This is a genomic window from Micromonospora sp. NPDC048999 (assembly GCF_040649295.1).
In the GTDB taxonomy this organism is placed as follows: Bacteria; Actinomycetota; Actinomycetes; order Mycobacteriales; family Micromonosporaceae; genus Micromonospora.
The window spans coordinates 77,472-96,580 of record NZ_JBEZFI010000023.1 but is presented as its reverse complement, the minus strand read 5'-3'; the positions used below and the strand labels follow the sequence as shown (position 1 = coordinate 96,580).

Annotated in this window: 25 protein-coding genes and 3 tRNA genes; 18 read left to right on the top strand and 10 right to left on the bottom strand. The window is 71.4% G+C overall.

Features of this window, described 5'->3' with window-relative positions; translation table 11 throughout:
• The 4 genes from AB0C02_RS22120 to AB0C02_RS22105 all read left to right on the top strand — a co-directional run.
• Nucleotides 1–234: transposase (locus AB0C02_RS22120; RefSeq protein ID WP_357550575.1), on the top strand; the 234-nt coding region annotated here is incomplete at its 5' end.
• Nucleotides 231–431, top strand: a complete 201-nt coding sequence (locus tag AB0C02_RS22115; protein ID WP_357550574.1) for a hypothetical protein — start codon at nt 231–233, stop codon at nt 429–431. The genes AB0C02_RS22120 and AB0C02_RS22115, both read left to right, overlap by 4 nt.
• A gap of 266 nt (nt 432–697) precedes the next feature.
• Entirely contained in the window at nt 698–1,027 is a 330-nt protein-coding gene (locus AB0C02_RS22110; RefSeq protein ID WP_357550573.1) for a hypothetical protein, read from the top strand.
• 189 nt (nt 1,028–1,216) lie between these two features.
• Entirely contained in the window at nt 1,217–1,480 is a 264-nt protein-coding gene (locus AB0C02_RS22105; RefSeq protein ID WP_357550572.1) for a hypothetical protein, read from the top strand.
• A 301-nt stretch (nt 1,481–1,781) separates the two neighbouring features.
• On the opposite strand, the gene AB0C02_RS22100 is transcribed toward AB0C02_RS22105, so the two are convergent.
• Nucleotides 1,782–2,021 carry a GntR family transcriptional regulator gene (locus AB0C02_RS22100; protein ID WP_013476970.1) on the bottom strand — a complete coding sequence of 80 codons (240 nt, stop codon included), beginning with the start codon at nt 2,019–2,021 and terminating at the stop codon, nt 1,782–1,784.
• Nucleotides 2,022–2,436: 415 nt separating this feature from the next.
• On the opposite strand from AB0C02_RS22100, the gene AB0C02_RS22095 reads away from it, so the two are divergent.
• On the top strand, nt 2,437–2,655 hold the full coding sequence (locus AB0C02_RS22095) for a flavin reductase (protein WP_357550571.1): 219 nt from the start codon (nt 2,437–2,439) through the stop codon (nt 2,653–2,655).
• Nucleotides 2,652–2,825: a hypothetical protein gene (locus AB0C02_RS22090; protein ID WP_357550570.1), complete on the top strand. Its 174-nt coding sequence runs from the start codon at nt 2,652–2,654 to the stop codon at nt 2,823–2,825. The genes AB0C02_RS22095 and AB0C02_RS22090 overlap by 4 nt, the downstream gene beginning before the upstream one ends.
• Nucleotides 2,826–3,306: 481 nt before the next feature.
• Here AB0C02_RS22090 and AB0C02_RS22085 read toward each other — a convergent pair whose 3' ends face one another.
• From AB0C02_RS22085 to AB0C02_RS22075, 3 genes are all read right to left on the bottom strand, one after another.
• Nucleotides 3,307–3,489 (bottom strand): hypothetical protein, encoded by a 183-nt coding sequence (locus AB0C02_RS22085; RefSeq protein ID WP_357550569.1) that lies wholly within the window; start codon nt 3,487–3,489, stop codon nt 3,307–3,309.
• 59 nt (nt 3,490–3,548) lie between these two features.
• Nucleotides 3,549–3,767, bottom strand: coding sequence for a hypothetical protein (locus tag AB0C02_RS22080; RefSeq protein WP_357550568.1), 219 nt, complete (start codon nt 3,765–3,767; stop codon nt 3,549–3,551).
• Between the two features lie 291 nt (nt 3,768–4,058).
• Complete coding sequence (locus AB0C02_RS22075) at nt 4,059–4,835, bottom strand: alpha/beta hydrolase family protein (RefSeq protein WP_357550567.1); 777 nt, start codon at nt 4,833–4,835, stop codon at nt 4,059–4,061.
• Between the two features lie 260 nt (nt 4,836–5,095).
• On the opposite strand from AB0C02_RS22075, the gene AB0C02_RS22070 reads away from it, so the two are divergent.
• From AB0C02_RS22070 to AB0C02_RS22040, 7 genes are all read left to right on the top strand, one after another.
• The gene (locus AB0C02_RS22070) at nt 5,096–5,485 is read left to right on the top strand and encodes a hypothetical protein (protein WP_357550566.1); all 390 of its coding nucleotides are present in this window, start codon (nt 5,096–5,098) and stop codon (nt 5,483–5,485) included.
• Between the two features lie 175 nt (nt 5,486–5,660).
• Nucleotides 5,661–6,983 (top strand): hypothetical protein, encoded by a 1,323-nt coding sequence (locus AB0C02_RS22065; protein WP_357550565.1) that lies wholly within the window; start codon nt 5,661–5,663, stop codon nt 6,981–6,983.
• A 164-nt stretch (nt 6,984–7,147) separates the two neighbouring features.
• Nucleotides 7,148–7,756, top strand: a complete 609-nt coding sequence (locus tag AB0C02_RS22060; protein WP_357550564.1) for a response regulator transcription factor — start codon at nt 7,148–7,150, stop codon at nt 7,754–7,756.
• Between the two features lie 556 nt (nt 7,757–8,312).
• A tRNA-Glu gene (locus AB0C02_RS22055) sits at nt 8,313–8,385 on the top strand.
• Between the two features lie 28 nt (nt 8,386–8,413).
• A tRNA-Gly gene (locus AB0C02_RS22050) sits at nt 8,414–8,487 on the top strand.
• A 29-nt stretch (nt 8,488–8,516) separates the two neighbouring features.
• Nucleotides 8,517–9,716, top strand: a complete 1,200-nt coding sequence (locus AB0C02_RS22045; protein WP_357550563.1) for an RtcB family protein — start codon at nt 8,517–8,519, stop codon at nt 9,714–9,716.
• A gap of 39 nt (nt 9,717–9,755) precedes the next feature.
• Nucleotides 9,756–9,828: transfer RNA gene (locus AB0C02_RS22040), tRNA-Arg, on the top strand.
• A 75-nt stretch (nt 9,829–9,903) separates the two neighbouring features.
• Here the strand turns inward: AB0C02_RS22040 and AB0C02_RS22035 are convergent.
• Entirely contained in the window at nt 9,904–10,398 is a 495-nt protein-coding gene (locus AB0C02_RS22035; RefSeq protein WP_357550562.1) for a nuclear transport factor 2 family protein, read from the bottom strand.
• A gap of 174 nt (nt 10,399–10,572) precedes the next feature.
• Between AB0C02_RS22035 and AB0C02_RS22030 the strand changes: the two genes are divergently transcribed.
• The 3 genes from AB0C02_RS22030 to AB0C02_RS22020 are packed head-to-tail and all read left to right on the top strand — an operon-like array spanning nt 10,573 to nt 12,557.
• Complete coding sequence (locus tag AB0C02_RS22030; RefSeq protein ID WP_357550561.1) at nt 10,573–10,788, top strand: hypothetical protein; 216 nt, start codon at nt 10,573–10,575, stop codon at nt 10,786–10,788.
• Between the two features lie 57 nt (nt 10,789–10,845).
• Nucleotides 10,846–11,436, top strand: coding sequence for a helix-turn-helix domain-containing protein (locus AB0C02_RS22025; protein WP_357550560.1), 591 nt, complete (start codon nt 10,846–10,848; stop codon nt 11,434–11,436).
• Nucleotides 11,433–12,557: a glycosyltransferase gene (locus AB0C02_RS22020; protein WP_357550559.1), complete on the top strand. Its 1,125-nt coding sequence runs from the start codon at nt 11,433–11,435 to the stop codon at nt 12,555–12,557. The genes AB0C02_RS22025 and AB0C02_RS22020 overlap by 4 nt, the downstream gene beginning before the upstream one ends.
• Here the strand turns inward: AB0C02_RS22020 and AB0C02_RS22015 are convergent.
• From AB0C02_RS22015 to AB0C02_RS21995, 5 genes are all read right to left on the bottom strand, one after another.
• Nucleotides 12,538–13,416, bottom strand: coding sequence for a Gmad2 immunoglobulin-like domain-containing protein (locus AB0C02_RS22015; protein ID WP_357550558.1), 879 nt, complete (start codon nt 13,414–13,416; stop codon nt 12,538–12,540). The two genes, AB0C02_RS22020 and AB0C02_RS22015, sit on opposite strands and share 20 nt — an antisense overlap.
• Nucleotides 13,404–14,801 (bottom strand): HAMP domain-containing sensor histidine kinase, encoded by a 1,398-nt coding sequence (locus AB0C02_RS22010; protein WP_357550557.1) that lies wholly within the window; start codon nt 14,799–14,801, stop codon nt 13,404–13,406. The genes AB0C02_RS22015 and AB0C02_RS22010 overlap by 13 nt, the downstream gene beginning before the upstream one ends.
• A 7-nt stretch (nt 14,802–14,808) precedes the next feature.
• Complete coding sequence (locus tag AB0C02_RS22005; RefSeq protein WP_357550556.1) at nt 14,809–15,489, bottom strand: response regulator transcription factor; 681 nt, start codon at nt 15,487–15,489, stop codon at nt 14,809–14,811.
• Nucleotides 15,490–15,580: 91 nt separating this feature from the next.
• Nucleotides 15,581–16,156, bottom strand: a complete 576-nt coding sequence (locus AB0C02_RS22000; RefSeq protein ID WP_357550555.1) for a hypothetical protein — start codon at nt 16,154–16,156, stop codon at nt 15,581–15,583.
• A gap of 182 nt (nt 16,157–16,338) precedes the next feature.
• The gene (locus AB0C02_RS21995; protein ID WP_357550554.1) at nt 16,339–17,601 is read right to left on the bottom strand and encodes an MFS transporter; all 1,263 of its coding nucleotides are present in this window, start codon (nt 17,599–17,601) and stop codon (nt 16,339–16,341) included.
• Here AB0C02_RS21995 and AB0C02_RS21990 point away from each other — a divergent pair.
• Nucleotides 17,600–18,673 carry a DUF5937 family protein gene (locus tag AB0C02_RS21990; protein WP_357550553.1) on the top strand — a complete coding sequence of 358 codons (1,074 nt, stop codon included), beginning with the start codon at nt 17,600–17,602 and terminating at the stop codon, nt 18,671–18,673. The two genes, AB0C02_RS21995 and AB0C02_RS21990, sit on opposite strands and share 2 nt — an antisense overlap.
• Nucleotides 18,674–18,677: 4 nt before the next feature.
• On the top strand, nt 18,678–19,106 hold the full coding sequence (locus tag AB0C02_RS21985; RefSeq protein WP_357550552.1) for an NUDIX domain-containing protein: 429 nt from the start codon (nt 18,678–18,680) through the stop codon (nt 19,104–19,106).
• Nucleotides 19,107–19,109: the final 3 nt, after the last annotated feature.

Genomic DNA, 19,109 nt, shown 5'->3' with positions numbered 1-19,109 from the left:
AACAACCCCAACGAACGACTCAACAAGGAGATCCGCCGCCGCACCGACGTCGTCGGGATCTTCCCCGACCGCGACGCCGTCATCCGCCTCGTCGGCGCCGTCCTTGCCGAACAACACGACGAATGGACCGAAGGCCGCCGCTACTTCGCCCTCGACATCCTCACCAAGGCCCGCGAGACCGCCAAACCCACCACGACCAGCGCGGACCTGCCCCAACTGGAGACCGCAGCATGACCGACGCGACAGGCGACCACACCATCCCCACCCCGACCGAACGCGAGAAACCCAACGCCGCCCTGGCCGCCACCGGCACCGAGACCGGCTTCTGGGACAGCCACGGCCGTCCCGCAGCCTGGCCCGACGACATCGACCGCTGGCAACCCGACACCAGCGAACCCGCCACTGACCAGCCCGGAACACAACCCTTCTAACCAGCACAACTCGAAAGATCAGCCGTTACACCACTTCCAGGGGCTTGACCTGGACGCCGGCCGGCGTGTTGCGCCGCCGTTTCCTCGGGTGGACCAGGCAGACCGAGCGGTCGAGGCCAGCGGTACAGCAGCGAAGTGCAGCAACCGTGCCAGCCAAAACGAGTCGAGAAGCGCCTCAGCAGGCCGTTTGACCTCGCATCAAGCCCGACCCGAACCCGCTCGCCGACAGTCCACACGAAGAGGCCAGCGTCAGGGACAATTCCATCGTGACCTGGGAAGAGTTCTTGTGGCATATGGAGCGCCGGCTGGGCATGTACGTCGGGCGGCCAAGGTACGAGCGAGCGTTCTCGGCCCTAACGGGGTTCGACCTCGCACGCGGTCAGGGTGAGTTGGCGGCGTTCCAAGCGTGGATGTCTTCCCGCCATCACGGCAGCCCTCTCGCCTTCTCGTCGTTGGTGCTAGCAGAGACCTTCGGCGAGGGCGCCTCGGAGGACCGCCTTGTCACCGATGCCGACCACCTGCGGGCCGTCTCGAACCTCTGCGAGCTCTTCCGAGAGTTCCTGGAGCAGCAAGCATCGACCGTTCACCAGCACTAACGGCGTGGGCTCCACAGCGGCCGGGCGGGTCCCAAGATCAGGCCGTATCCAGGCCGTCAGAGGTGAACCATGAGCAACGAACGTTGACCACCGACGACCAGTGAACGGGCAGTTCAGGCGGCATCTTGTCCGTGTTGATCGACTATGCCCTCACCTTTGATCAATACAACGCCAAGTATCGTCTCGGCCATGGCTTGGGATCTGCCGCCGCACCCGGCAAACGAAGTGAGAACCCGGGAAGACCTTGCTGCGTTCGTGGCAGCTCTCCGCGATGACTTCATTCGCTCCGGCACCGATTGGGAGAACCAGACGCTGGATCGATTCCTCGACGCACTGTCCGCGTGGATCGCCGCCGCGCCCGGCTGGTACAGCAACTTCGGACAGGAGCTTCCTGCCGAGGGTGACTGGATGTTCCTTGCCCGGGCGCTCGCGGCGGCTGTCGTGTACGAGTAGGGCGGTCCGACGCAAGATCCGGAACATGCGCGGAATGATCAACCGCAGGGCGGGAGAGGAATCGGGTGCCTGCCCTGGCAGGAGGCCAGCGCGCCCGGCAAGCGCAACTGCCTTCCTAAACCGTGCGCGGCAGCGGCGTCGACAGCAGCGCTGACAGCGACCGGCGCCGGGATGAGGGCAGCCACCGGTGGCCGATCACGGACGGCCGCCCGAGGTCGCAGACGTGGACGGACCCTGCCGGACGGCGTGCCCAGGACTTACCAGCGAAAGGTCGCGGTCGCGGCGGGCCAGCTCCTGGGGATCACTCCGCGACGAAAACGCCCACGCCGGGAAGCGTCTCGGTCATCCCCTTGATCCGTAGGACCTGCATTGCGCGGTCGATCACGGGTTCGGTGACGCCGTAGTGCTCGATCAACTCTCGACGGCTGGGCAGCTTGGAGCCGGGCGGGAACTCGCCGGACGCGATGCGTTCGGCAAGGTCGTCGGCGATCTGCTCGTAGCGGTAACGCGGTGGCACGGTGTTCCCCTCGGTTGGCAACACGAGTAGACCACCTACGTCAGCCCTTGACTACCCAACGGTACCTATGGGAGGTTGCCGAGGAGGTCGATTCCCCCGGTTGGCGCTGTGGGCCGTCCTCGCCGGCGTGGATGTCCGGCGCATCCCCCGCGATCGGGCATCCACGCCTCCGGACCCTGCGGCACGAGGAGGCGGCAGTGCTCCCTTCCAACTCCCCAACTCGGCGGTTAATGGCCCCGGCGGCTGGCGAACCGACGAAGCGGGTCTCCTACGACCAGTACGTCCTGGCGGCAGCGCTCACCCTCGCCCGTCGCCATCGGCCCGTGTGGTCCTGGCGGCACTGGCGGTACATCTGCCGCTGCGGCACGACCTTGCCCTGCCGTAGCCGTCACCGCATTCCGATCAACCGGGGCCACTGGCCCAGCCAGGACGGCCCGCGATGACCACTCACCACCCGGTCAAGCCAGGCTGGACGTGCGGCGGCTGTGCGGGGGAGTGGCCCTGCCAGACCCGGCGGCGGGAGCTGCGAGCGGAGTATGACCGTGCTCCGGTGTCTCTCGCCCTCTACCTGGCTGCCCAGTTCGTCGACGCCGCCGAGGACCTGGCCCATCTTCCTGCCGGCCACCTGCACTACCGATTCCTCGGCTGGACCCGATGAGCATCCTGCGGCCCGGAGACGAGAAGTTCCACTACAGCGACGGCGCCCACAGGTGGATCCCGCCGGACCCGGATTACGACCAGGAGGTCTGGGACGAGCAGATCCGCCAGCACAAGCAGGGACACCTGAGGAACGAGCGCCCGAAGGTCCGCGTCCAACGCCTCGCCTGATGCCAGCAGTACAGCAGCGAAGTACAGCAACCGTGCCAGCCGAACCGAGCCGAGAAGCGCCTCAGCAGCCCGTTTGACCTCGCATCGAGCCCGATCCGACCCGATCGCCGAGAGTTCACACCGAAGGCGTCGGCTGACTCGGCCCGGGCGACGACCATCAGAGGTAGTCACTCCAAGCTGGCCCCGAGGGGCAATGGGTGCAGTCATCGAGACGGCAAACGTCGATCCGGCCACGGTGGCGCAGCCCGGTCCCGGGACAATCCGGTTCAGCGCACGTGCCGGCGTCGTCCTCGTGTAGCAGCACAGTTCCCTCGCACTGCACGGGGATCGGGGTTCCATCGGCCATGCGGCCCATTCCGTGGCACCTTCCCTGGAAGCGACGTGCAGAGTCTCCCAGAGATGGTTCGTGCCCGCTGCGTGCCCGACAGTCGGGTCAACAGGGGTCAGCAACGGGATCTCCCTGCCCGGACACTCAAATGCATCAGGGGACGACGAGCCTTATCACCAGCACGTTCACGATGATCTGCCTGGCGATCAAGGCACCTTCCAAACTGACGGTGCCTGGGCCGTCCGTGGGCCGTCTGGGCCGTCGGCGGCCGTCAAAGGCCGACCAGAGACGACCGGCGCTGACCGGCAGCACCCGAAGAAACAGCAGGTCAGCCACCACGTAAGGGCGGCTGATCTGGAGGGCGACGGACGAGTCGACCTGTACGCCGGATTCCGTTAGAGCGATCGATCATGGTAGTAGACGGTGGCCGACCACCAATCACCGTCGGCAGTGACCTCGCTATGCAGGACGACGTCTTGGACCTCGATGCCCGGCCGTTGCTCGATGCTGTCTGCGATGCGGCGGAGCAGCGCCGGGACGCTATCCTGGCCGACGCCGACCGGGTTGGCTTGCGAGAAGTGCTTGATGATCCACGACTCCGGTTCAGGCGGCATAAGGGCAGTCTGCCAGTGGTCCGGATGCTGTTCGTGGCGGAGAAGGGACGGCGGCCATCGGAGCCGCCGCGCGCTGCTGCGCAACGGGTGTGGGCGTGCTGGCGGCAGGGCACCACCAGGCGTGCAAGCCATCGCTGTCGACAGCAACGGTGACAGCAACGGGCCCAACCACCGACGGCCGGCCAGGGCCAGCGAAGCGACGGACAGCAGGCCGAGGTCACGCACGAGGACGGATGCGCGCGGACGGCCTGCATGGAGCTCAGGCACCCGATCCGACTGCCTCGCCAACACCTAACGGCGCAGCGGCAGCCAGGCCAGCACGTCCTGGATCTTCGCGTCCCAGTACGCCCAGTCGTGGTCGCCGGGGGAGAAGTCCACGGTGACCGGCAGCCCGCGGCGTCGGGCGGTGTCGACGAAGCGGACGCTGTCCTCGTACAGGAAGTCCTCGGTGCCGCAGGTGACGTAGAGCGGGGGCAGTGGGTCGTCGCCGGCGCGTTCCAGCAGCGCCACCGTGTCGTCGTCGGTGCCCGCCACCTCCCGGCCGCCCCAGACGGTGTGCCACACTGCCGGGTTCACCGGGCTGGTCGGATGGTCCCGCCGCCGGCTGACGTCCAACGCGCCGGAGAGACTGGCCGCCGCCGCGAACCGGCCCGGGGCGCGCAGCGCCCACTTCATCGCCCCGTAGCCGCCCATCGACAGGCCGGCGACGAAGGTGTCCTCCCGCCGGTCGGAGAGGCGGAAGTACGAGCGGCAGACCTCGGGCAGTTCCTCACTGAGGAAGGTCCAGTAGCGGTTGCCGTGCGTCTCGTCGGTGTAGAAGCTCCGGGCCACCATCGGCATCACCACCGCCAGACCGAGCGGCGCGGCGTACCGCTCGATGGAGGTACGCCGCGTCCAGGTGGTGTCGTCGTCGCTCAAACCGTGCAGCAGGTAGAGCACCGGCGGGTCACCGGCGACGGCGCCGCCGGCCATGCCGATCCCGGCCGAGGCCCGCTCCGGCAGTAGCACGGTCATCGACGTGCTCATGCCGAGGGCCTCGGAGAAGAAGTCACAACGGATCCGCGCCATGGGCCTGGATCGTACGCGCCGGCACGACCCCGGGTACCTGCCGCGATTCCCGCTGTTGGTCGCCCTCCGAACGCTCCCGCGAGCTTGGCTCAGGGCGAAGCCGTGGGTCGGGCCTGTCCCTCTCCTGCCCCGATGGCGGTCGAATCGGCCGTTCCTATTGCCGTGGGGCTTCCCGGAGGGACAGGATGATCAGGAGCGCCGGAAACCTCTTCGTAACCTGCGTGCTGCTGGTCTCTGTCACAAGGAAGTGAGAGTCAGTCATGAGCGACGTGTCGAGCGCCCTGGGTGTGCGCCTCTACCCGGACCTGGTCGAGCGGGGCGGTCTGGCCCCCGCGCTCGTCGAGACGGCCGCCCGACACCAGCTCGACCTTGGCCCGGTGACCGCCCCCGACCACGGGCGCGCCCGGTTCACCTGCGCCGAGGTGGGTTCCGAACGGGGCACCGTCTGCGTCGGGCTCGGCTCCCAGGCCCGCTACTTCATGATCGACCTTCGGGTGTCCGGCGAGGTCCAGGCCCGGGGCGACGTCACCGACCTGCTCCAGGTGGCACAGGTGGCCGCCGCCTGGCGAGCCGGGGCGGCGCTCGCCGACCTGACCGCCCAATTCCCGTTCATGGAAGAGACGAAGCGCCACCCGGTCGCCCACGCGTAACCGCCCGGCCGTCGCCCGTTTGTAGTCGGCGAACGCGGGCTCCCGGCGCGTCCACGGCGACCCATTGTCGGACCCCGGCGGTAGCGTGGCTCGCAGACGCACGGGAGGACGAATCATGGCAAGAAGCCGGGGAAAGGTCACCGTCACCTGCGTCGAGTGTGGCCACACACGATCCGTGCGTCCGGGACTCGTCCGCGGCTTCGACGCGCTGGTGTGCGCCCGCCACCAACTGTCCGGCCGACCGGCCTCGTTGGTCGTGCCCGACGGCCACGTCGTGACCGTCACCCACAGCGTCGCCGGATATTTCACCGGCTACACCGTCAGCGAACCGACCCCCGCCCAGGAGCGCTCGGTTTGGCGTGCGGCCGCGCTCGTCGCCGCCGCGGCCGGCCGTCCCGCCCCACCGCCGCCATCGGAACCGGAGGTGCCGGCCTGGCAGCCGGTCATCGACGCGCTCACCGCCAGCCTCGGTCCCGACGGCTGGGATCTCGCGGAAGCCGTCTCGGAGGGCGGCCGCCGGGCCCGGGTGTGGACAGTGAAGATCTACACCGACTTCGGCTGGGCTGGCTTCCTCGCCGGGTCACCGCGGCAGATCGCCGCAGATCTGGCCGCGATCCGCGACGACTACGCTCGGCAGACCGCTGCTGCTGGCCTGACGTGTCCGCGCTGTGACGCCGACCTGTCCCCGATCGCGCCCGCCAGTCGCTGCGACTGCGGCTCGATCGCCTGGCAGCCACGCTCCTGGACTGCCAACGACCTGGTGTCGGCGATCACCGACGCGCTGGCCTACATCGACGATGTTCCACCGTACGAGGTCGCCGCCGAACAGGTGCTGCTCACCTGCCTGCTCGAACCCCACATCACCTGGGGTCCGGGCGAGTGGCGGTGGGAAACGGGCACCTTCCACGACCTTGCGCTCGCGCTGCAGGTGCTCGTCCCGCGCGCACGCTGGGCGACGATCGGGGAACGGTTGTGCGCGGTGCTGCCGGTCGGTGTCCGCTGGGAGGGTGGCCGTGCCGAGCGGCTCCGCCAGGCGGCGAGCCTCCTCGGCTACCAACTGGTCCGCGCCCACCCGATCGAGGACCTGCGCATCCCATGCCTGGCGGCCGGTGACGACACCGACCGCGGCCTACCGGCGTGGTTCGACGTCACCGCCGCCGACGGCGGCTGGCAGCTGCGTATCGACGCTGACGGCGAACGGCTGCGGCAGCGGTGCATCGACGAGCACCCGGACGCGGACGACGAGGCCCTCGGCGAGGCCATCGACCAGGTGATGGAGGACCTCATCCTCTCCGACGATCCTGGTACGTGGGCGCTGGTCACCTTCTGGTGGGAAGGCGCCCTCGCGGTCGCGCGCCCGATTGACGACCCGTCCGACGCCGCAGCGCTGTCCGCGGCCCTGTGCGAGGGCGTCGAGGCGGTGGGTGCGCTGCACACCGACGTCACCACTCGCGTCACCGCCCTCCTTCGCGACGGTCTGGACAGCGGCAGCGGGTAGACGGCGAGGCGGCGCAGTACCCCGGCCGGCCCCGCGAGTCGCCGCACCGTGCGCACGGGCCCCGGCGGCGCAGCCGGTAGGCCACCGCGGCCACGGCGAGCGCCGCACCCCAGACCGGCCAAAGCAGGGTCGGCCCCATCGCGGCCCAGTTGCCCTTGCTCGGGTTGACGTACAGGGCCCGCGCGAACATCAACCCGGCCGAGGTGACCAGCATCGCCACGGCCATCGCGGGCACGACCGCCAGCGCCACCGGCACCGGGCGTCCACCTAACAGCGGAATCCAGCGCGGGAACCTCTCACCCCACGGACGGATGCCCGGGATCGACGGCCTGGAACTGACCCGGCGGCTGGCCGGCACCGGTCCGCGCGTGATCGTCGTGACAACGTTCGACCTTGACGACTACGTCACCACCGCGCTACGCGACGGCGCCTACGGGTTTCTTCTCAAGCGGTCCGGACCGGCGCTGCTGGTCGAGGCAGTCCGGTCCGCAGTGGCCGGCGACACGCTGATCAGTCCCCAGCTGACCGTCCGGCTGCTTCGCCGACTCTCCACCGCACCGTCCGCCCTGGCCGGTGCCGATGCGCTGACCGTTCGGGAGCTCGAGGTCGCCCGGTCGGTGGCCCACGGCAGTACCAACGCCGAAATCGCGGCGGAGTTGGCGATCTCGGCCGGCACGGTGAAGACACACGTCGCCAACATCCAGACCAAGCTCGGCGCGCGCAACCGGGTCGGCATCGCGGCTTGGGCATGGTCGACGGGTCAGGCCGTGTGAAGCGGGAGAACCCTGTCCCAGGGAAACTCTGGGAGAGGAGTCGCATGAGCGCTGCAGTGCGGTCGCTCGAGGACGTGACCCTGCGGGTCGGTGAACATCTCACGCTGACGGCTGCTGAGCCGTGCCGGGTTCGAGCGCGTCAAGTTGCGAATCGCCACCGGCAACACCGGCTCGATCCGGGTCGGCACCACCTGAGCCGGCCTGACCGCTCGCACCGGCCACCGCCGGGTCCACGAATATCCATTGCGGTACGCCCGCCGGCCCGCCTACCGTGAGCGGGCAACGTCAACCGGTTCCACCGTCCAGAGGGAGCACGCCGTGTCGCAGCAGAATCGCACCCAGGCCGAGCGGCCCACGCCGCGCGGCGGTGCCCTGCTGGCCGAACCCGGCTTGGGCTCCTGCCGACGGCAGCGGTGGCAACCGGGGTGGTGGCGCGAATAGCGCCGGCGCGACACACGCGCAGCCGCCCGCCCCGCAACCCGGGACCGGGCGGCTTTTTCGTCACCCGCTCAGAGGGGCGTACAGCTCAACGTGGACGGCGACCCGCCGTCCACGCGGGCCGTTGGAGCAGTTGGCAGCTCACCCGGCTCTCACCCGGGAGGTCACGGGTTCGAGTCCCGTACGGCCTACGCCGGTCCCACCTCCGGGACCAGCTTTGCGGTTGTAGCGCAGTCAGGCAGCGCGTCACCTCGCCACGGTGAAGATCGCCGGTTCGAATCCGGCCAGCCGCTCGACATCACCAGAGTTCAAGGAGACCACGATGGGTTTCACCCCGCTGGCCGGTACCCGGGCGCCGGTCCGGGTCTGGACCGACCCGTACGCCATCGAGGCACAGGCGGCCAAGCAACTGCGCAACATCGGCGCCCTGCCGTGGGTGCAGGGGGTCGCGGTCATGCCGGACGTGCACTTCGGCAAGGGCGCCACCGTCGGCTCGGTCATCGCGATGCGGCAGGCCGTCTCGCCGGCCGCGGTCGGCGTCGACATCGGCTGCGGCATGTCGGCGGTGCGTACCTCGCTCACCGCGGCTGACCTCCCCGACGACCTCGCCCCGCTGCGTACGGCGATCGAGTCGACCATCCCGGTCGGTTTCGCCATGCGTGACAACGCGGTCGACCCGCGCCGGGTCCGCGGCCTGGAGCAGGGCGGCTGGGACGACTTCTGGCGGCGCTTCGCCACCCTCGACCGGAAGGTGGCGCAGCTGGAGACCCGGGCCCAGCGCCAGCTGGGCACCCTCGGCGGCGGCAACCACTTCATCGAGATCTGCCTGGAGCAGGGCGGCCCGGACGACGGTCGGGTTTGGCTCATGCTGCACTCCGGGTCCCGCAACATCGGGAAGGAACTGGCCGAGCGGCACATGGCCGTGGCGCGCGGGCTGCCGCACAACGTCGACCTGCCCGACCGGGACCTCGCGGTGTTCCTCGCCGGCACCCCGGAAATGGACGCCTACCGTCGGGACCTCTGGTGGGCGCAGGAGTACGCGCGCCGCAACCGGGCCGTCATGCTCGCCCTGCTCTGCGGGGTGGTCCGCGACGAGTTCCCGCACGTGACCTTCGACGAGCCCATCTCATGTCACCACAACTACGTCGCCGAGGAAACCTACGACGGGGTGGACGTGCTGGTGACCCGCAAGGGGGCCATCCGGGCCGGCAAGGGCGACCTGGGCATCATTCCCGGGTCGATGGGCACCGGCTCGTACATCGTGCGCGGTAAGGGCAACCCGGACGCGTACTGCTCGGCGTCACACGGCGCGGGGCGGCGGATGTCGCGCGGGCAGGCGAAGCGGACCTACAGCACCGCGGACCTGGCCGCGCAGACGGCCGGGGTGGAGTGCCGCAAGGACGCCGGGGTGGTCGACGAGATCCCCGGCGCGTACAAGGACATCACCCAGGTGATGGCGCAGCAGGAGGACCTGGTCGAGGTGGTTGCGCACCTCAAGCAGGTGGTCTGCGTGAAGGGTTGAAAACGATCGGCGCCCCACGGGGGTGGGCGCCGGTCGCCCGCCCCGGTGGCGCAGCGGAGAGCGCGCCGGTCTACGAAACCGGAGAACCCAGGTTCGAAACCTGGTCGGGGCACCGTGCAGCGTGTTGATGCTGGCACTATTCCGGGTCGTCCAATTCGGTGGGACGCCGGGCCTCCTGCTGCGCTATTCAGGCCAGAGGCCGAGTCCCTTGGGTTGGATGTCCCTCCAACTCGATCACCAGGTTGTCTCTCTCGTCGTCCCACGCCACGGCGCTGATTCGCCACCCCGCGGACGTTCGGACGAGCTGCAGAGTCTTCATCCCCCGAGCGGTGAAGGGTTTCCCGTCCCGTACGCCTTCCTTGGCATAGCTGCAGAAGTGCTGCGCGATATCGCCGAACACCTCGGTATGCCCCGACAGTTCCCACTCATGAAAGCCGACCAGGGTGCCGTTGGAAAGCAACGCCTTCCTGGGTGCGATGAAGCTCTCGACTCCGTAGACGGCAGGTTCGCCACCGCAGGTTCCGATGATCACCGCCTCCGGCAGGAACACCTGCCGGAGCGCGTCGAGTCTGGCGCTACTGTTCGCGCCCGAGGTGAAGGCGCCGAAGAACGTCCGCACGATGCCCGCGATCGCGGCCCGGTCGGCGGCCACGACGCGGCTCGGCGGCTCGTTGTTGATCACGACCCCAGCGTAGACGGTGGCCTGAAGCGGTCGGCGGCGAGCGCCGCGAGCCAGTTACCGCGCCGGGACCGGCAGACGGCCAGGTGGGGGCCAGTGCGACGACGATAGGCGGCGACCGGACTTGTACCCGGCTAACACGCCCGCGCGGCCCTCCGCTTCGCTACCGTCAGTGGCGTGGCGATCGTGAGGGTGCGGCTGCGGGGTGGGCCGTACGACGGGGTGGCGGTGAGCTGGGACGTGCCGGACGCGGACGACCCGCCGATGACGTACGAGCTGAAGCTGCACGGGCCCCATGAGGCGACCGAAAACGTCGAATACCGCCGGGTGGAGCGGGCGCCCGAGGGCGCGGCCGAGTCGTGGATCTACGAGACGCCCAAGGCCGCCGGCTAGGGAATTTCGCGTCAACGCCATTGACATGAAAGTGGCCCGCAGCGTTCACTGAGACGTGTGAACGCCAAGCGGGCCTACGTCCAGACGGCGCGGGCGGCCGCGGCGGCGCAGACCAGGCAGCGCATCCTGGACGCCACGGTGGCGCTGGTCCTTCGGCAGCTGTCGATGGAGATCGTCCTCAACGATGTCGCGGAGTCCGCCGGTGTGAGCGTGCAGACGGTGCTGCGGCACTTCGGCAGCCGGGACGGCCTGTTCGAGGCGGCCGCGGCGCACGCCGTGCAGCAGGTCGCCGCGGAACGACGCGCCCCGGTCGGCGACATCGCCGCCGCGGTTCAGACGTTGTTCGACCACTACGAGCGCTGGGGCGAGGTGATGTTGCGCCTCCTCGCCCAGGAGACGCGCGACCCGAAGGCCTACGCGGTGACCGAGCAGGGGCGCGGAACGCATCGCGACTGGGTCGGTGAGGTCTTCGCGCCGATGCTCGCAGCCCGGTCGTCCGACGCGCGGGAAACGATCACCGATCTGCTGGTCATCGCGACGGACCTGTACACGTGGAAGCTTCTCACCCGAGACCGCCGGCTGCCCAGGGAGCAGGCCGAAGCCCGGGTCCGACACCTCATCACCGCGATCCTTGGAGAGTCACGATGACGTCATCGCTCTTCGTCACCTGGGATGGTGGCGGCAACGTGCCGCCGGCACTCGGCATCGCCGCCGAGCTCCACCGTCGTGGCCACGCGGTTCGCCTGCTCGGTCATCCGCACCAACGCCAGGCGGTGGAGGCGGCCGGGTTGCGCTTCGAGTCGTACCGGCATGCCCGCGCCTGGTCGCCGGTGGCGCACACCACAAGCCCGCAGTGGGCGGTGAAGTATCTGCGCCTGTTCACCGAGAAGGCCGTGGGCGCGGACGTGGCCGAGGCCCTGCGCCGCGAGCCGGCCGATGTCGCCGTGGTCGACTGCATGCTGCTGGCCGGTATCCAGGCCGCTCAGGATCTCGGCGTTCCGCAGGTCACCCTCATGCACACGCTCTACCGCTACCTGAGCGGCAAGGGTTGGGCTCGGGGGCCGATCGGGCTGGCCGCGCGGGCCAAGGGCATGCCGCCGGCTCGGCTGTGGGGGCGCAGCGAGCTGAGCCTGGTGGCGACCGCCCCGGATCTGGAGGAGGCCGCCGCCGCGCTGCCCGCGAACGCGCGGGTCACCGGCCCGGTGTGGCCCGTCGGTGCGCCCGCTCCGACGCCCCACGCACGGCAGCCGCGGATCCTCGTCAGCCTCAGCTCGATCTACTACGTCGGTCAGCGGGCCGTGCTGCAGTCGATCATGGACGCGGTCGCCGGCCTGCCCGTGCGGGTGGTGGTCACGACCGGCCACAGTATTCGGCCCGACGAGATCCGCCCACCGGCCAACGCCGAGGTGCACCAGTTCCTGCCGCACGCACCGATCCTGCCGGCGGTGAGCCTGGTCGTGGGGCACGCCGGGCACAGCACCACCGTCCAGGCGCTGGCGCACGACCTGCCGATGGTGCTCATCCCCATGTCCGCGCTCGGTGACCAGCCCGCGGTGGCCCGGGCGGTGGCCCGTCAGGGCGCCGCCACCGTGTTGCGCCGGTCCGCGTCGGTCGCCGACATCCGCTCCGCGATCGAACGCATGCTCGGGGACGGTCCGCATCGTGCCGCTGCCGCCCGGCTCGGCGAGCAGATCCGCTCGGCCGATGGCGCGACCGCCGCCGCCGACCTGATCGAGCAGGTGACCGTGCCTAGCCCGCGACGGCCATGACGACGGGGATCGCCACGACGTTGACCCGGGAGCCGTCCCGCGCCGACACCTCGTACACCTCGATTGTGCCCGGTCCGGCGGTGGCCCGCCGGTAGCCGACGTTCACGCGGTAGTCGCCGCGGCAGCCGGAGCCGCAGGCGGCGAGCGTGAACGCGGTGCCGATCTCCCGGCCGGCGGCGTCCAGCACCCGGATGCTCACCGTCGCCTCGAACACCTCGGCGGTGCCGGTGACGGTGACCGGGCTGGTGATCCGGTCGCCGACGGCCGGTGCGGTCACCACGATCGGCGGCAGCAGGTCGGCGTAGTCGTCGCGGCCGGTCGGTGTGGCGTCGGCGAAGGCCACCCGGCGTACGGTGGGGAACTGGGTCAGCGTCCAGACGATCTGGGCCTGGCGGAGCCGGGCGTTCGTCGCGCCGCCACTGTCGAGGCCGGCGGGTGGCGCCAGCGTCGCCACCCCACCGGCGATCCGGGTCACCTGCCCGCCGGGCGGGACCAGGGTGGTCATGCCGGTGGCGGTCTCGGCCAGGGACGGTCCGGCGGCCAGTTCGGTGAGCGCCAGCCGGGAGGTGGTCAGGGTGGCGGGCAGCGTACGCCGGGCCGGCACGAGCCGACCGTCGCGGGTGAACCAGAGCTGCACGGTGACCGTCCCCGCCGGGGCGGTCGCGCCGGCGGACGCGGACGGGGTTCGCTCGCCGGACGAGGGGGCGGGGGAGGACGGGCCGGGAGCCGCGCCTGTCGGGGTGGCGCCGGCGGTCGGGGAGGATCCGCGCGGGGCCGGTCCGAGGGTGCCGCTTCGGGCCGGCGTGCAGCCGGCAGCGAGCAGCAGCAGCGCCGCGAGCGGGGCGATCAGGCGTCGCATCGGTCACCTCCGTAGTCGACGGGCAGTTCGAGGCGGACGCGGGTGCCTCGGCCGACCTCACTGCTCACCGCCAAGCGTCCGCCGAGCAGCCGGGCGTTCTCCAATGCGATGGCCAGGCCGAGGCCGCTGCCGGGTCCGGTGCGGGACGGGTCGACCTTGTAGAAGCGCTCGAACAGGTGCGGCAGGTGTTCGGCGGGAATGCCGGGCCCCCGGTCGGTGACCTCGACGGTCATCGTGTCGTCGGCGTGTCGTACGTCGGCCCTGGCCGTGCCGCCGCCATGCTCGACGGCGTTGGCCAGCAGGTTGGCCAGCACCCGTTCCAGCCGACGCGGGTCGGTGCCGGTCGCGGGCGCCGCCCCGGCCACGGTGACCCGGTCGGCCCAGCCGCGCGCGTCGACGATGGCGCGCAGCAGCGCGACGACGTCCACCGGCTGGACCGACACGGCCTCCCGTCCGGCGTCCAGGCGGGAGATCTCCATCAGCTCCTCGACGAGCCGGCGCAGCCGGACCACGTCGGTGACGAGATGTCCGGCGGCGTGGCGCGCGTCGGTGGGGAGCGTGTCCAGCTGGTCGGCGAGCAGCGACGCCGCCGCCACCAGGGCAGTGACCGGGGTACGCAGCTCGTGTGCCACGTCGGCGGTGAACCGCCGCTCCCGGGCCTGGGCCCGGGACAGTGCTTCGATCTTCGTCTCCAGCGCCTCGGCCATCTCGTTGAACGAGGCGGCCCACGCGCTGAACTCGTCCCGGCCGCGTACCGGAAGCCGGGTGTCCAGCAATCCCTCGGCGACCGCCCGGGCCGCCCGGCTGGCCCGGCCCACCGGTTCCAGGGTCCGCCGGGCGAGCGTGTTGCCCACCCCGGCGGCGAGCAGCACCACCGCGACCCAGCCCACCGCCAACGCGGTGCGGAGCTGGTTCAGGCCGTCTTCGAGGTCGTCCTCCACGGTCACCACGTACAGCTCGGCGGCGGAGCCGGGGATCCGGCCGCCGACCACCAGCAGGTGCGGCCGGGTGCCGCCGGGGGAGCGTTGGTAGCCGAGTTGCCCGGCGGCGACGCTGGCCCGCAGGGCCCGGCCGGGCGTCGGCGCGTACCGGGGGTTCGATGCCTGGGTGTCGCCGGCGACCAGCAGCACGTGGCGGCCGTTCTGCTCGAAGGTGGCCAGCAGGTCGGCCCGGCGGGCGTCGGTCAGCGGCAGGAACTGTGCGGCGAGCACGAGCTGGTAGCGGGCGTCGGCCGCCGCGCGTTGCAGCGAGCCGTCGTACCGGGCCTGCCGCAGCATCAGGTACGAGCCGACGGCGAGCGCGCCGGCGGAGACCCCGGCGACGAGCACGAACGCGATGACGAGCCGGCGCCGCAGACGCCCGGGTGCGACCGTGCCCGCCGCCATCGCGCCGTCACCCCGTCGACAGCTTGTAGCCTGCCCCGCGGACCGTCCTGATCAGCGTCGGGGCGCCGGGATCGTCCTCCACCTTGGCGCGCAGCCGTTGCACTGCCACGTCCACCAGGCGAGAGTCGCCGAGGTAGCTGTGGCCCCACACCCGGTCGAGCAGCAGTTCGCGGGTGAACACCTGCCCGGGGCGGCGGGCCAGTTCCAGCAGCAGCCGGAACTCGGTCGCGGTCAGGGTCAGCTCCCGGCCCGCCTTGCGGGCCACGAAGCGGGTCGGGTCGATCTCCAGCGGCCCGGCCGTCACCGTGGTCTCGGTGGCCGGGGCGACCGTGCGGCGCAGCACGGCGCGGACCCGGGCGACCAGCTCCGGCAGGTCGAACGGCTTGCGCAGGTAGTCGTCGGCCCCGCATTCCAGCCCGACGACCACGTCGATGGTGTCGGTGCGGGCGGTGAGCATCAGGATCGGCACCTGGCTGGTCCGCCGGATCTCCCGGCACACCTCGTAGCCGTCGAGGCCGGGCAGCATCACGTCGAGCACGATCAGGTCGACCGGCTGGGCCCGCCACGCGGCGAGGGCCGCCGGGCCGTCCACGGCGGTGTCCACCCGGAACCCGGACCGGCGCAGACCGAGGGCGGTGACCTCCCGGATGGAGGCATCGTCCTCGACGACCAGCACGCGGCCCTCCATGACGCTCAGGGTAGCCGGGTGCGACGCTGCGGGGCCCTGGCGCAACGGTCGGTGATGGGGGCCCGGTCGGCCCCCATCACCGGCGGTGGGGTCACTGCTGCCACTGGTGGGCCACGTCGAGGACGATCCGGCTGTGCGTACCCGGGCCGCTGAGCACGAAGACCCGGTACGGCAGCTGGGCGCGCACGCCCACGGCGAAGGTGGTGTAGCCCTCGGAGCTGCCGCCGAAGACCACGTCCCGCAGCGTCCGGTAGCCCAGCGCGTTCGCGGCGTGCTCACCGGTGCGGTACGGCACGGTGGCGGCGTGGCCGGCGTCGTACGCGGGCGCCCGCAACGACACCCGCAGCACCGCGCCCCCGGCGGTGTACGGGGACAGCGCCAGCCCCTGCCCCTCGGTGTACGTCTCGCCGTAGCCGACCGACCAGCCGTCCGCCGGGCCGGCGAACTCGAAGACCACCCGATCCCAGCAGTCGTGCTGCCCGGTGCGGACCTCGATCAGCGGGGCCGTGCTGAGCGTGCCGCCCGCCTTCGCCGTGCTGCCCCAGGTGATTCCGCAGTACGGGGTGGCCGCCGTGGCGCCGCCGACGCCGGCGACCAGGCCGCCGACGCCGGCGACCAGGCCGCCGAGCACGACGACCAGCGCCAGCAGTGCTCTCCTGAGTCTCATCGCTGTCCTCCTGTCGATGCTCGGGACGATCACCGGACCGTCTCCGGTGGTCCCGTGGCTCGACGGTCGACCTGCCATGCCACTGCTGCTTCGCAGCGGGGTAACCGCCAGGTAACAGCCCCCGCCAGCCACCACAGCGGGAGGCGCGCCGGCGGCGGCCGACGATCGGCGCGGGTTCGCCGTCAGCGGGGGACCGCCGGTAGCTCGGCCGGGTCGGCCAGGGTCCGCAGCGGCGAGCGGAACACCGGCAGCCAGGTCAGCGCGGCGCTGACCGCCCCGATCCAGAGCGAGGTACGGGGGCTTGCGTACTGGCCGAGCAGGCCGGCCAGCCCGGCGCCGACCGCGATCGCGCCGGTGAGCAGGAAGCGGAACGTGGCGTTCATCCGGCCGAGCAGCACGTCGGGGGTGACCCGCTGCCGCAAGCTGACGTTGATCACGTTGCCGACCCCGGTCCGCCAGGCCAGCGCCAGCCAGCCGAATCCGGCCAGCCACAGCCAGACTCCGGTGTCGATCAGCGCCACCAGCGCGCCGGCCGGAGCCACCAGCACCCCGGGCAGCCACAGCGCCCGGCCGTGCCCGATCCGGTTGGCCAGCGGACGGGCCGTCACCGCGCCCAGCAGTGCTCCCACCCCGCCGGCGCCGAGGAAGAGCCCGAGCGCGCCAGCGCCGAGCCCGAGTTCCCGCAGGAAGACCACCGGCAGCATGGTGGTCATCAGGTTGACCGTGAGGTTGATGCCGGCCAGCGACATGGCCAGCGGGCGCAGCAGCGGGTTGCCCAGCACGTGCCGTACCCCGTCGGAGAGCTGCCGGCCGAAACAGCCTTCGGGCCGGTCCCGGCCGGTCCCGGCCGCGGCGGTGGGTCGTATCCGGGTGAGGGCGAGCGCGGAGAGCAGGTGGGTGGCCGCGTTCAGGGCCAGCGCGAGCGGCGCGCCGAGCCACTGCACAAGCAGTCCGCCGAAGCTCCGGCCACCGATCTGGACGGTGGCGTTGGTGGTCATCAGCAGGGAGTTCGCCGCCACCAGCCGGTCCCGGCCGACCAACTCCGGCAGGAAGCTCTGCGCGGCCACGTCGCCGAAGACCGTGGCGATGCCGGTGAGCAGGACCACCGCGTACAGCTGGCCGATGGTGAGCGCGTCCGCCCACCAGGCCAGCGGGATCGACGCGTACAGGGCGGCGCGGGCCAGGTCGGCGGTGATCATCACGGTGCGGCGGGGTGACCGGTCCACCCACACCCCGGCGGGCAGGCTGACCACCAGGAAGGCGGCGGTGCCGAGCACGGCGAGCAGACCGACCTGCCCGGGGGTGGCGGCGAGCACCGACACGGCCAGCACCGGCACGGCCAGGTAACCGACCTGGTAACCGAGGCTGTCGGCCAGGTTGGCGGCGTAGACATAGCGGAACGGGCGGGGCCAACGGGTCGTTGCCGGGGCGGCGATGGCGGTCATGGCAGCGACCCTGCTCGCTGCCGGCATCGGGGTCGATAAGTTTGAGCAGCGTCGAATCCAGGAGGTGCCGGTGCTGAGCGTCGCGCTGGGGGTGCGGGACCTGGCCAACATCCGGTTCGCGGTGTCGCCGCTGTGGGAGGCGGTCGCCAGCGTCCGGGTGGTCAAGAACCCGCAGTGGTTCCCGCAACATCTGCCCTGGCACCGGCAGGTCCAGCCACGGCTGTCCGCCGTGGACTGGCAGCTCCTCGCTGACCTCGTGCCAGTGCCGACCGTGGTGATCCCGTCGTTCGTCTGTCCGCCCCCGTCGGCCGCGCAGCCCACCATCGAGTGCGAACTGGCCGCGCTCGCCGCCACGCCGCCCGAGACGGTCCGGGCCGGGCTGGACGAGCTGCCCGGTCCTCGCTCGCCCCGGCTCGCCGCACTCCATGCCGACCCGCCGGCCGGGCTCGCCCGCCTCGTCGAGGCGATCGCCGGGTACGTCGAGGCGGCCATCGCCCCGTACTGGCCGCGGATGCGGACCCTGCTGGAGCGGGAGGTGCTCGTCGGTGCCGGGCGGATGGCCGCCGACGGTGTGCGGGGGCTGCTCGACCGGATCGACCCGTACGTGTCGTGGGACGACGGGACGTTGCACGTCGACCACCTGACCCGCGCGGGTGCGGTCGAGCTGGAGGGTCGGGGTCTGCTGCTGGTTCCGTCGGTCTTCGCCGGCTCTCGGGTCTGGTCGAACCTCACCGAGCGGGCCGCGCAGCCCGTCCTGCGCTACCCGGCCCGTGCGGTCGGGACGCTCTGGGAACGCAGCGCCGCCCCGGCCAGCCAGGCGCTCGCCCGGGTGCTGGGGCACACCCGGGCCACCCTGCTGCACGAGCTGGCCGTGCCGGCCGCCACCACCGAGCTGGCCCGGCGCTGCGGGCTCACCGCCGGCACCGTGTCCCACCACCTCACCGCGCTGCGCGACGCCGGCCTGGTGGGCGCCCACCGGGCCGGGCGGTTCCTGCTCTACGCCCGGACCAGCTCCGCTGAGGTGTTGCTCGCGGGGGCCGGGCCGGCCGAGGAGACCGGTCACGCAGAATGAGCTGATGTCTGCCCGTACCCCTTCGGTGTCCTGTGTCTTTGTCTGCCACGACGGTGCCGGCCGGCTGCTGCTGGCCCGGCGCGGCGCCGGTGCCCGCGACGAACTCGGCACCTGGGACACCGGCGCCGGCGCGCTGGAGTTCGGGGAGACCTTCGACGCGGCCGTCACCCGCGAGGTCGGCGAGGAGTACGCCACGTCCCCGCTGGCGATCACCCTGCTCGGGGTCCGCAACGTGCTGCGCGACGACCCGCCGTCGCACTGGGTGGCGGTGGTCTTCGCGGTCCGGGTCGACCCGGCCACGGTCGCCATCGGTGAGCCGCACAAGTTCGACCGGCTCGGCTGGTACACCCGCGACGCGCTGCCCACGCCGCTGCACTCGCAGGTCGCGCCCACCCTGGCCATGTTGCCGGACGCCCTGGATCGGCTAACTTGAGCG